The following is a 13,373-nucleotide window of genomic DNA, read 5'->3' on the forward strand; positions in this document are numbered from 1 at the left end:
ATATAATATTCATTATTAACTAAAGATTTTCCTTCCAAAATACAGGTAGCTGAATATGCTACCTGTTTGTGGATTACCTATTTCAAACTACAATCCTTTTTATTTTGCTTTTTACCTTATTCCGTTGTCTGATGCTGCAAAGTTATTGTGGTTAGTATAAGATGATGTATGGACTCATGACATAAATGTCTCTTCTCGATGAAATGTCGCAAAAATATATATATGTGTCGTAAAAGCGTACTCCTGTTATGTTAATTTTCAGATGATCAGAATGTTTTTTGTGCAGTTCTTGGACGTTTTCCCGATTTTCTATATCTTTCCGTCGATTTTTGTGTCTTGATTTAAAACAAGAGAATGCTATATGAAAAAACACAATGAATGGACGAAGAGAACTACTCTTTTAAGAAGAGTTCTGCTGATACTGGTTTCTTTTCTTTTGATAGGAGTAGACATAAATGCTTCGTATAGTCTCCGGCAATTTTCCAGTAAGAACGGATTATCCAATAGTGCTATTCTTTCGATGTGTCAGGATAGGCATGGCGTGATATGGATCGGTTCATGCGATGGGCTGAATATCTACGACGGCACTTATCTGGGATTGTACAAACCAACCAATGTGCACCATAGTTTCTCCGGTAATCTCATCGAACGGATTATCGAGGCGGACAACGATGTGCTTTGGATACAGACTAATTATGGGCTCGACCGCTTTGATACACGCAGACAGACCATACAAAGCTTCAAAGACTTTAAATACATAAACCGTATGGCGATAAGTCCCGAAGATGATTTCTTTATTATTAAGGATGATGGCTACATTTATTATTATCAGCCGGAGCAGAAGGACTTCTGTAAACTTGATGTGAAAAAGATACATTTTGAGGAAGTACAACAAATGGCTATTGATAACTTTGGAGTACTTTGGATATTCTCTTCGGATAATGATAACCGGAGTTATATAATAGAGAAAAACGGAAATCAAGTGAAGCTGGTTCCCAGTAATTGCCTGAATCATTCGGAAAAGTTGTTGTGGACGTTTGTAGATGGCGATTTTCTCTATTTCATAGACAGTACTTATGCACTTTATGAATACGATCTGAATAATCATAAAGCGTATTTTATAGCAGATATGGAGGCAGAGATACTTCGTCGGGGTGAGGTTTCTTCCATTATAAAACAGAAAACTGATTATTTTATCGGCTTTAAGAGTAGTGGATTAATCCAATTAAAGTATATGCCGGATTCAAAGGTAAAATATAGCCTCCAGTCCATAAATGTTCAGTCCGGTATCTTTTGTCTTATGAAAGACCGGTTTCAGGATATAATCTGGGTGGGCGCTGACGGTCAAGGGCTTTATATGTATTTTACAGATGAGTTTTCTATTGACAACATCATGTTGGATGTACCGGAGTATCGGGTAGATAATCCGGTTCGTGCTCTATATCAGGATCAGGATCAGACATTGTGGATAGGTACGAAGGGAGGGGGAATATTAAAGATGTTTGATTTCCATCCTGATATGGAAACTTTGCCTCGGGCAGAAAGGATCCTGGCAAGTAATAGTCCGTTGATGGACAACTCGGTGTATAGTTTTGCTCCCAGCCGGAGGAAACTCTTATGGATTGGAACGGAGAGCGGACTTAATTACTACTCCTATTCACAAAAGCGGATACAGGAATTTCCGGTCATGGCAGATGGCAAGATGGTGAAGTATGTACATTCTGTCCGTGAGACAAATGATAGTACGTTGTGGGTGGTTTCTGCCGGTGAAGGTATTGTGAAAATCATTCTGGATGCTACTTCACTTTTACCTAAAGTGAAGTCTGCCCGTCGCTTTACACTGGATGGCGGAAAGAGAAACTCCAATTATTTCTTTGTCTCTTTTCAGGAGAATGATTCGGTTATTTGGTTTGGTAACCGTGGATATGGTGCGTATAAAATGAATACGCATACCAATCAACTAACTCCCTGCCGCATTGACGATGTAGTGAAGAATCAGACTGTAAATGATATTTTTGCCATTCATAAGAATGACGAAGGATACTGGTTTGGTACGAGTTTCGGATTGACCCGGCTTTATCAGGGCGAATATAGGGTATATAACGAGACTGACGGCTTTCCCAACAATACGATTCACGGCATATTGGAAGGAAGGGACAATAACTTGTGGCTTAGCACCAATCAAGGGTTGGTGAGGTTTAATGTCCGCGAAAACACAGTTCAGACGTATCGGCAGCAGGGCGACCTGGAAGTGATTGAGTTTAGTGACGGTGCTTTCTTCAAGGATCAGCAGACGGGGACATTATTTTTTGGTGGTACGAACGGATTCATTACGATTAGCGAGAATGATCAACTTTCGGAAGAATACATGCCTCCTTTGCATTTCAACCGCCTCTCTATTTTTGGTAAAGAGTGCAATATTTATGATTTTCTGCAAGGCGCTACGAAGCAAGAAACTTTGGTGCTGGACTATAGTCAGAACTTCTTTAACCTTTCATTTATTGCTGTCGATTACATTAACGGGAACAATTATACTTACTCTTATAAGATAGACGGTTTGAGCGATAGTTGGATTGAGAACGGATTGTCTACGGTGGCGGTTTTCTCTAATCTATCTCCTGGAGAATACACCTTGCTAGTGAAGTACCGAAGTAATATAACAGGGAAAGAGAGTGAACCTTATTCATTATTGATCCGTATCACTCCTCCCTGGTATATGACTACTTGTGCTTATATTGTCTATTTCTTATTATTAGCCGGGGTAATTGCAGGAGCTATCCGGATGGTGATAAAACGTTATCGCAGAAAGCGGAATGTTATGATCGAGGAAATGAACCGCCAGCAGCGCGAAGAACTGTATGAATCGAAATTGCGTTTCTTTACTAACATTACCCATGAATTTTGTACTCCGTTGACATTGATCAACGGTCCGTGTGAAAAAATCCTTTCCTATAGCCGGGTAGACAGTTATGTCCGGAAGTATGCTTCCATGATTCAGCAGAATGCGTTGAAACTGAATGCGCTGATATTGGAACTGATTGAGTTCCGCCGACTGGAGACGGGGAACAAGATTTTGAAGATAAAACATGTTCCTGTCACAGAACAGATACGGACTATTGCCGAATCATTCGGAGAGCTGGCGGAAAGCCGGAAACTGAACTATCGATTGCAGATAGAAGATGGAGTTTTTTGGAATACGGATGTCAGCTGTCTGAGTAAAATTGTAAATAACCTGATTTCTAACGCTTTCAAATATACTCCGGAGAATGGTTCCATTACGGTAGAGCTGCGTATTGAAGGAGAACAACTTTGCATTCGGGTATCTAATACGGGAAAAGGAATCAAGGAGGCTGATCTCACGAAAATATTCGACCGTTATAAGATTCTGGATAATTTCGAAGTGCAGAACAAGAATGGGATTTCTCCGCGAAATGGATTGGGACTGGCCATTTGTCACAGTATGGTAAATCTGTTGAATGGACAGATTCAGGTATCCAGTATTCCTAATGAGGTGACTACTTTTGATGTATGGCTGCCTGTTATGGAGGTTACGGTGGATAATGAAGATGAAAAAGTAGCTGAAGAATTGGTTTTGTCATCAGATGAGCAAGCAGTCGAACTCAAGAATTCGTCGGTTGAATTTGATAAGAACAAGCAGACGATTATGATTATTGACGATGACCCTTCTATGTTATGGTTTGTTACGGAGATATTTGTCGGGGCATACAATGTTGTCTCTTTAGGCAGTGCAGAGGAAGCCTTGAAGCAGTTGGGCATCCAGTTACCGGATTTGATTATTTCGGATGTAATGATGCCCGGTATGGATGGAATGTCGTTTGCCAAAAAGATAAAGTCGGATAAACTGTTGAGCCGTATCCCGTTAATACTGCTTTCGGCACTGAATAATATTGACGAGCAGACGAGGGGAATTGAATCCGGCGCGGAAGCATATATCACGAAACCTTTCAATGTGGAATATCTCGAGAAAGTCGTTAGAAGGCTGTTACAGCGCGAAGAGGACCTGAAAGAGTATTATAGCTCTGTTCTAAGTGCTTTTGAACTGGATGATGGTCATTTTCTGCATAAAGAGGATAAATCCTTCTTCGAGAAGATGATGCAGATTATTGATAGTCATATACAGAATACGGATTTATCAGTGGAATTGTTGAGTAGTTCATTAGGATACAGTACCCGGCAGTTCTATCGGAAGCTGAAAAATGTCACGGAGAAGACTCCTGCCGACATCATCAGAGAGTATCGCCTGACGATTGTAGAACGCTTGTTGCTGACAACGCAACTTTCCATTGAAGAGATTATGGATAAAACCGGATTCTCGAACAGGGGGACTTTCTATAAAGCATTTGCCCAGAAGTTCGAGATGACGCCCAAGCAGTACAGGAATATCAAGACGAAGGATGTTCATGATGCTTCTGAGGAAGGAGGAGGAACTATGAACGTATAAAACTCCTGAAGACTTGACAAACGGCTTTTAATGTTGTATATTTGTATCCTTACAATAAATGAATTAAAACTTAGACCAATGAGAATATCTTACCTTATACTGCATTTGTTGTGCTGATATAGTATAATATGACAACATTTTATCCGATAATGCCTTGCTTCGGAAGGCTTTTCGGTAGCTTGTATATAAGAAACAGGCTGCAAACTTTTGAGAGGTTTGCAGCCTGTTTTGTTATATAAATTCGGATAAATGCTATCGAAAAGCCATGTAATCGTTTTTAATAAACTTGGATACCGTTTCTAATAAACGATCAAGAAGTTTATTAAAAACTGAAATATAGATTAGGCATAACAGTTCAGTATTTTTCAGCAGAGTCGGATAGAGAATAAATATGCTACGTCAATATCGGTTATGAATAGGTAAACTATATCAACGCCTTAAATCTTCTTCTTTTCCAACATTACCTTATAATGGCTGTTTTGCCTGTTACTTCTTTTTCGGCTTTCTGCGTGCCCATCCTTCCTCGCTGAAGTCAGGCTCTTTATCTTTAAAGAACTGTTGCCAGTCGTCTGTCTTTTTAGGACCACGTGCTCCGTAACCCCGTTCTTCGCGGCTGGGCTTGTCGCTTCTTTTTTTCTTGTCGGTCTTGTCACTGCCTTTAGTCGCTCTGTCAGCTCGCGGTGCTCTGTCCGATCTTTCGGAACGTGAGTTGCGGCTACTGTCACCACGCTTTTCGGAGGAACTTCCGAAAGGACGTTTTCCTCCTCTGCGTTCGGCAGAACCACTGCCTCTCCGGCCTTCTCCTGCTTCCTCACCGGCAACTTCTACAGATACTTTGCGGCCGTTCCAGTTAGCGCGGTTCAACGCCTTCACTACGTTTTGTGCTTCTTTCTCTTCTACTTCGAAGAAGGAGAAATTTTTCATCAAGTCAATGCGTCCCAACTCGATTCGTCCACGTGTATTGCTGTTCAGTAAGCTGATCAGCTCGCTTGGGAAGAAACTGTCCATTTTTCCCAGATTGATGAATAAGCGGGTGAAACCCGGCGCTGCCTTGCGGCTGCCTCTTTCACGGCTGTCATGTGTGTTACGTTCGCGGCTGTCGGTCGGAGTCTCGATCTCTTCACGGTCGCGGTAGTAGTCCAGAAAACGATTGAACTCATGCGATACCATGCGTTTGATCAGATCCTCTTTGCTCAGCCATTCCAGCTTACGATAAATCTCCGGCATGAAGTCCGTGATTTCTTCTTCGTTTACCTTCACCTTTTCCAGTTCATCAATCACTTTGATAAGCTGTTTTTCGCAGATCTGCTTGCCTGTCGGCATTTCTCCGGCAATAAACTTCTTGCCGATGATGCGCTCTATCTCACGCAGCTTTCCTTTTTCGCGCAGGTTGATGATAGCGATGGAAGTACCTGTCTTTCCGGCACGTCCGGTACGTCCGCTACGATGTGTGTAGCTTTCCGTATCATCGGGCAGGCCGTAGTTGATCACGTGTGTCAGGTCGTCTACGTCCAGTCCGCGCGCGGCAACGTCCGTAGCAACCAGTAATTGCAGGTTGCGGATGCGGAATTTCTGCATCACGGCATCGCGCTGAGCCTGTGACAGTTCTCCGTGCAGTGAATCTGCGTTATAGCCTTCCTGCATCAATTTATCGGCTATTTCCTGCGTTTCTTTACGGGTACGGCAGAAAATGATACCATATATTTGCGGGTAATAGTCAACAATGCGTTTCAGGGCTGCATATTTGTCTTTGGCTTGTACGGTATAAGCTACGTGTTTCACGTTGCTTGTACTTTCGTTCTTGCGTCCGATGGTAATCTCCTTGGCATTCTGCAAGTAGTTCTTGGAGATGCGGGCGATTTCGGGGCTCATGGTTGCCGAGAAGAGCAAGGTGTTCCGTTCTTTGGGGACATCGGCAAGGATAGCGTTGATGCTGTCGGTGAATCCCATATTCAGCATTTCGTCCGCTTCGTCCATCACTATGTTGTGAACGGTCGATAAAGATACGGTTTTGCGCTCCATCAGGTCGAGCAGTCGTCCCGGTGTTGCCACGATGATATGTACGCCGCGTTTCAGGCTGCGTATCTGGCTGTCGATGGAAGAACCGCCGTAAACTGGCAGTACTTTCAGTCCGTCAATGTATTTTGAGTAATCGTTCAGATCGCCCGCTATCTGGAGGCATAGCTCACGGGTGGGGCAAAGTATTAGTGACTGGGGAACCCTGTTCTTTACGTCAATCTGTTGGAGCAGAGGCAGGCCGAATGCGGCTGTTTTACCTGTTCCAGTTTGTGCAAGAGCTACTACATCATTATTTTCTCCTAAAAGGTACGGAATCACTTCCTCTTGTACCGGCATGGGATTCTCATATCCCATCTCTTCAATTGCTTTACGTATCTCCGGAGAAACGCCAAGCTCTTCAAATGTCTTCATTAAATCTCTGTATATCTTTTATTTCGGGCGCAAAGATAGAGAAAAATAATGAATAATGAATAATGGATAATGGATAATTATTGCTGCCTGCATAGCATTCTCCATTTTCCATTAACCATTATCTATTAATAAAATGCTGCGCAACCGTTCGATTTCTTCTGCCGAGAGTCCTATTCCTTTTTTCAGATATGCCTGTACGCTGCCGTATTCCGCATCAATCTGTTCTTTGGCTGCATTCAGGAAGTCTTCCTTGGCAGAGTAGATTGTAGTGATGGCTTCCTGCGAGTTGATAGGGAGTTTATACGCGTATCTGGAGGCTTTGGGGATGTTGAAATAGTCATTACTCAGGCGATAGTCTTTCATGATGGCTTCTTCATTGACTCCCAAAGCGGCAAGTACCAGTGCTGAAACAATGCCCGTACGTCCTTTGCCTGAAGTACAGTGGATGACGACGGGGTAATTGTTGCGGTCGAGCAGGAGTGTGAACAGTTCTTTGTATTCCTTGCGGTAGTTGGTGACCAGTTGACGGTTCATCCGCTCTACTAAACGATAGATCGTATCCGTTTCTATTTTCTTATCACGTATGTCTTGCAGGATGTGTTCCATGTTTCCTGTTGCAATGGGGAGGTGCAGGACGTTAAAGTCTTCATCATGAAACTGTGGATAGTTATGGCGTTCTTCTTCCGAACGCAAATCGATGATAGTCCTTATGCCCATGTTTTTCAATTCCCGGCGGGAGCAGAATGGAATGCTGTCAATCTGTGCAGAACGGTACAGCATTCCCCAGCGGGTATGTTTGCCTGTTTCTGCAGACTTGTATCCTCCCAGGTCACGGAAGTTCTGAATGCCGGGAATATTGACGTTACGGGCAGCTACCCTCACCCGATATCTGTTGTTGAATACCATCAGGTAGTAATAGCGCTGAGACGGATCATTGGTCACGATGGTCTTTTTCCCTTTTTCAATGTTGATGGTGGCTACGGGATTTTCTTCGGGAATGAAGTCGGGAGAAGTGGAAGCATATACTTTTACCTGTCCTTTCAGTATAGGGGCTGTTTCCCATTTGATAATGGCGTTTCCCACATTGTTCTCTTCACACACTACGGATATAGTGGGCGAAGTGCCGGAACATGACGGAAGTACCAGTAGGATGGTCAGCCAGTTTAACAGGTTTCTGTACATAGTTTCTTTGTCTGATGAATCATGTACTGCAAAGATAGGAATTACCGTTAGATGTGGTAATTCCTTTGCGATTATTAGCCAAAGTTAATAGTAATTTAGGGGATGGTTGTATCCGTAATTACTTCGATGCGTACTGTCCGGCAAACTCCACCGATACTGAATTACTGAAACTACGGCATACTTCGGCGGCAAAGTCTTTCCCGCACTGAACTACTTTGTCCCAGACTTCTTCATTCAGATTATTAAGGTCACGGTATCGTACATCATATTTAAGCAATCCGTAGATCAATCCCGCATTGAAATTATCTCCGGCACCGATGGTGCTGACTGCTTCCAGCGGTTCTATCGGATATTCTTTGCTGACCAGATTGGTACGAAGTGATACTTTGTCCCCACCGGCCGTGCATATAAACCGCGGGCAGTAGAATTTAATCTTGTCTTTATATATCTTGTCCACATCTTGCAAGCCATACATATAGAAGAAATCTTCCAGCGATCCCCGTACAATATCGGCGTACTCCAGATTCTCGATAATCGTAGGAGCTAGTTTCATTGCTTCGTTCTTATGTGAAGAGCGGAAGTTCGGGTCGTAATAGATGATTGCTTTCTTCTCGCGTGCCTGGTCCAGCAGTTCCAGAATCTTCTCCCTGAGTACCGGGTTGAGCGCATAGTAAGAGCCTACCATGACGATATCGTCTTCCTCTAACTTAGGATAAAGCACATCCAGACGTTGTTTGGGATAATCCTTATAGAAGATATATTCGGCATCGCTCTGTTCATTGAGGAATGCCAGTGATACAGGTGATTTACCATCCGGGAAGACATTTACGTGATCCGTCGGAATATTATTTTCACGCATGAATTGCAGAATGATATTTCCTACCCGGTCATTACCTGTTTCACTGATAAAACCTACCTTGATCCCCATTCGTCCGAGGGATACGATGCCGTTGAATACAGAGCCTCCCGGTACGGCTGCGGAAGGCTGGTTTCCCCGAAAGATGATATCGAGGATTGTTTCTCCGATACCGATTACTTTTCGCATAGCGATCTTGATTTTTCGCCCAAATAACCACCGTGATGGCGTTTTGAGTATTCTTCGATGGTGAATCCTGTCTTCTTCATTGTCTGTACTACCAGTATGTCACCGATGACGGTCATGGCGGTAGTCGATGTAGTAGGAGTCATGCCTAACGTACAAACTTCGGCAGGTTTACCGGTGCTCAGACAGACGTTTGATTCGTTGGCCAGCGGGCTGTCGGGATTTCCGGTGATAACGATAAACTTCAGTTCCGGGTCCAGATTATGTGCCAGTCGGGTCAGTTCCACGATTTCGCGTGTTTTGCCGGAGTTGGAGATAAGCAGGAGCAAATCGTTTTTTTGTAAGATGCCGAGGTCGCCGTGCTGCGCTTCACTGGGGTGCAGGAAGACCGATGGAATGCCGGTGGAGCAGAAGGTGGTGGCGATGTTCATGGCAATCTGTCCGGCTTTTCCCATGCCGGAAGTTACTAATTTCCCTTTTTTCTGATGTATCTGTTCTACAATCAGTTGTACCGCTTTCTCGTAAGCGTCTGTTACAGGGATATTGAGCACTGCTTGTGCCTCTTGTTGCAAGAGTTGTTTGATGGAGTCTATCATATAATCAGTTTATTTTTTCTTTTAATTCATCCAGATTGTTTGCTGTTTCATAATAGGTAGAGAAAGATTGTCGAGCGAAGCCCTTATCCTCTAACGTCTTAAGTGCAGCCAGAAGTTCATTATAAAAACCGTATTCGTTATAGAAGATCACCTTTTTCTGATGATATCCGATAGAGGCGGCGGCTATGACGTGGAAAATCTCGTCGAGTGTACCTACACCACCAGGCAATGCGACCAATATCTCCGACTTCTCTGTTATCACATCTTTCCGGTCGCTCAGGTTACGGGTATGAATCACCTCGTCCAGTAATGTGCTCACACTACCTTTTTCTTCCAGTTTGGCAGGAACTACTCCGATGATCGTACCGCCATTCTCTTTCACGGCGCGGGCTACGCATTCCATCAGTCCGAGATTGGCTCCTCCATAAATCAACGTTTTGCCTGCTTTTCCCATCCATTCTCCGATTTGACGGGCACTGTCAAAGTACATTTTGTCAATGTTTTCCGAGGCAGAACAGAATATTCCTATCTTTTTCATACACGTTGTTGCTAATATAGTCTACAAATATCTGCAATTTTCTATAAACGACAATAAGTTTTATTGTATTTTTGCGGCATTAATTCAATAAGGAAGTAGAAAACAATGCATTACAACGAATATACATTGCCGAATGGCCTGCGCATAATTCATGAACCGACTCTCTCGAAAGTAGCTTATTGTGGTTTTGCCATCGATGCCGGAACGCGCGATGAGGCTGAGGATGAGCAGGGGATGGCTCATTTCGTGGAACATCTTATTTTTAAAGGGACGGAGAAGCGGAAAGCGTGGCATATCCTTAACCGCATGGAGAATGTGGGCGGCGATCTGAATGCCTATACGAATAAAGAGGAGACGGTTGTCTATGCCGCCTTCCTGACCGGGCATCTGGAACGTGCACTCGAATTGCTCGGAGATATTGTATTCCATTCTACTTTCCCGCAGCATGAAATAGAAAAGGAGACGGAAGTGATCATTGACGAAATCCAGTCTTATGAGGATAATCCTTCGGAGTTGATCTTCGATGATTTTGAAGATATGATTTTCCGTAACCATCCGTTGGGAAGGAACATTCTCGGTAAGCCGGAACTGCTGCGGAGTTTCCGTACGGAGGATGTTCTCTCGTTTACCCGTCGCTTTTATCAACCGGGGAATATGGTATTCTTTGTTCAGGGACAATATGATTTCAAGAAGATTATCCGTCTGGCAGAGAAGCATTTATCCGATATCCCGGCAGTGACGGTGGATAATCAGCGTATGCCTCCTCCTCTTTATGTGCCCGAACGGTTGGTAGTGCCTAAAGATACTCATCAGGCGCATGTAATGATTGGTAGCCGGGGATACAATGCGTATGATGATAAGCGTACGGCACTTTATCTGCTGAATAATGTGCTTGGCGGTCCGGGCATGAACAGTAAGCTGAATGTATCGCTTCGCGAGCGGAGGGGATTGGTGTATAATGTAGAGTCCAATCTGACTTCTTATACCGATACAGGAGCTTTCTGCATCTATTTCGGTACGGATATCGAAGATATGGATACCTGTCTGAAACTGACTTATAAAGAACTGAAGCGAATGCGGGATGTGAAGATGACATCTTCTCAGCTGGCGGCAGCGAAGAAGCAACTGATAGGCCAGATCGGCGTGGCGTCTGATAATTTCGAGAATAATGCGCTGGGTATGGCGAAAACATATCTGCACTATCATAAGTACGAATCGTCAGAATCAGTGTTCCATCGTATTGAGGCGTTGACGGCAGAACAACTGCTGGAGGTTGCCAATGAGATGTTTGCGGAGGAATATTTGTCGACGTTGATTTATAAGTGATACCTTGAGTGAAGAATGTCATATTTCCTACAAAACTTTAATACTCTAATGAAAAATAAATGTTTGCTGTTGTTGCTGTTTGCTTCTTTTCCGATTTTTTCATGGGCTGATGAAACTCTTGATTCACTATTGCATGTCCTTGATCAGACAATCCTGGCACATGACACTTATGTGGTACAGCGCGAATCGCGGATACAGCATCTGAAAGAGCTTGCCGGAGACGTGGCTCCTAATTCCATAGAACGCTATAATCTGAATAATCAGATCTATAAGGAATATAAAGCCTTTATTTGCGATTCCGCTATTTACTATTTAAATGAGAATGTTCGTATTGCGGGTAATCTGGGAGATACTGACCGGGAAATAGAAAGTAAACTGCAACTTTCTCTTTTGCTTTCTTCTACGGGTATGTATACCGAATCAATTGATGTCTTGAAGTCAGTAGACCGACAGAAGGTAACTTCACATCTGATACTTGATTATTATACATGTTTCGATCATGTGTATGGTGAGATGGGATTTTATACACAAGATCAGACGTTATCTGCTTATTATCGGGAAATATCGTCAGCATATAAAGATTCATTATATGCGATATTATCTCCTCAATCGGAAGAATTTATGGTCATGCGCGAAACGTTGTTTCGTGACCGGCACAAGTATGATGAGGCCTTGGAGATAAACGACCGTCGCCTGATGGCAGCAGAGCCCGATACGCCTCAATATGCACTTGTAACTTACCATCGCTCACTTATTTATAAATATCTTGGAGATAAAATAAGAGAGAAACAGAATCTTTGCCTTTCTGCTATCTCTGATATTCGTTCTGCTATTAAAGATCATGCTTCTTTGTGGATGTTGGCTCAGTTGCTCTATGAGAATGGCGATATGGAGAGAGCTTACCAATATATGCGTTTCTCGTGGAATGCTACCAAATTCTATAATGCTCGTCTTCGAAGTTGGCAGAGTGCCGATGTGCTTTCTTTGATTGATAAAACTTATCAGGCGATGATTGAGAAACAGAACGACCGCCTTCAGCAGTATTTAGTGCTGATTACGGCATTGCTGGTGCTGCTGATTGGTGCGTTGGGCTATATATACCGGCAGATGAAGAAATTGGCTGTTGCAAGGAATCATCTGCAGACAGCCAATCATCAATTGAATCAATTGAATGAAGAATTACAGCAAATGAATGCCTGTTTGACATCTACCAATGCAGAACTGTCTGAATCTAACCAGATTAAGGAAGAATATATTGCCCGTTTTATTAAACTCTGCTCTACTTATATCAATCGGCTCGATGCATATCGTCGTATGGTAAATAAGAAAGTATCTGCTGGTCAGATAGCAGAATTACTTAAAATCACCCGCTCACAGGATGCCCTTGATGAGGAATTGGAAGAACTATATGCCAACTTTGATACTGCTTTCCTGCATTTATTTCCCGATTTTGTGAAGAAGTTCAATGCATTGTTGCAAGACAATGAACAAATCATTCTGAAGAAAGATGAATTATTGAATACCGAACTGAGAATTTTTGCATTAATACGTCTTGGTATTGAAGATAGTTCACAAATAGCAGAGTTTCTCCGTTATTCGGTGAATACAATTTATAATTATCGGGCGAAAGTAAAAAACAAAGCTCGTGGTTCCAGAGAAGATTTCGAAGATTTAGTTCGGAAAATACGTTGATCGATGTTGTAACCTATCCACTTTTTAGGCCTCTTTGGTTGATATTAACTTGCTGTTTATTAGTGGTTTGTCTGTTTGTATAATCCACTTATTATACCCTCATTG

At 42.9% G+C, this 13,373-nt stretch carries 8 protein-coding genes; 3 read left to right on the top strand and 5 right to left on the bottom strand.

Annotated elements, in window-relative coordinates:
- Positions 1 to 361: 361 nt before the first annotated feature.
- Complete coding sequence (locus KTR07_RS08440) at positions 362 to 4,462, top strand: two-component regulator propeller domain-containing protein (RefSeq protein WP_016269244.1); 4,101 nt, start codon at positions 362 to 364, stop codon at positions 4,460 to 4,462.
- A 486-nt stretch (positions 4,463 to 4,948) separates the two neighbouring features.
- On the opposite strand, the gene KTR07_RS08445 is transcribed toward KTR07_RS08440, so the two are convergent.
- The 5 genes from KTR07_RS08445 to KTR07_RS08465 form a co-directional block, all read right to left on the bottom strand.
- Positions 4,949 to 6,892 (bottom strand): DEAD/DEAH box helicase, encoded by a 1,944-nt coding sequence (locus tag KTR07_RS08445; protein ID WP_062695846.1) that lies wholly within the window; start codon positions 6,890 to 6,892, stop codon positions 4,949 to 4,951.
- Between the two features lie 111 nt (positions 6,893 to 7,003).
- Positions 7,004 to 8,074, bottom strand: a complete 1,071-nt coding sequence (locus KTR07_RS08450; protein ID WP_062695845.1) for a tyrosine-protein phosphatase — start codon at positions 8,072 to 8,074, stop codon at positions 7,004 to 7,006.
- A 118-nt stretch (positions 8,075 to 8,192) separates the two neighbouring features.
- A complete protein-coding gene (locus KTR07_RS08455; protein ID WP_008762907.1) occupies positions 8,193 to 9,119 on the bottom strand; it encodes a carbohydrate kinase in 927 nt (308 codons plus the stop codon).
- A complete protein-coding gene (locus tag KTR07_RS08460; RefSeq protein WP_008762908.1) occupies positions 9,107 to 9,712 on the bottom strand; it encodes an SIS domain-containing protein in 606 nt (201 codons plus the stop codon). Before KTR07_RS08460 ends, KTR07_RS08455 begins: the two co-directional genes overlap by 13 nt.
- A gap of 4 nt (positions 9,713 to 9,716) precedes the next feature.
- On the bottom strand, positions 9,717 to 10,250 hold the full coding sequence (locus KTR07_RS08465) for a TIGR00730 family Rossman fold protein (RefSeq protein WP_074857630.1): 534 nt from the start codon (positions 10,248 to 10,250) through the stop codon (positions 9,717 to 9,719).
- 105 nt (positions 10,251 to 10,355) lie between these two features.
- Between KTR07_RS08465 and KTR07_RS08470 the strand changes: the two genes are divergently transcribed.
- Both KTR07_RS08470 and KTR07_RS08475 read left to right on the top strand, forming a co-directional pair.
- Positions 10,356 to 11,576: a pitrilysin family protein gene (locus KTR07_RS08470; protein WP_016269249.1), complete on the top strand. Its 1,221-nt coding sequence runs from the start codon at positions 10,356 to 10,358 to the stop codon at positions 11,574 to 11,576.
- 48 nt (positions 11,577 to 11,624) lie between these two features.
- A complete protein-coding gene (locus tag KTR07_RS08475) occupies positions 11,625 to 13,268 on the top strand; it encodes a DUF6377 domain-containing protein (protein WP_074857633.1) in 1,644 nt (547 codons plus the stop codon).
- The last annotated feature ends 105 nt before the right edge of the window (positions 13,269 to 13,373 follow it).

Source organism: Bacteroides sp. MSK.20.82 (genome assembly GCF_019052485.1).
Taxonomy (GTDB): Bacteria; Bacteroidota; Bacteroidia; order Bacteroidales; family Bacteroidaceae; genus Bacteroides; species Bacteroides thetaiotaomicron.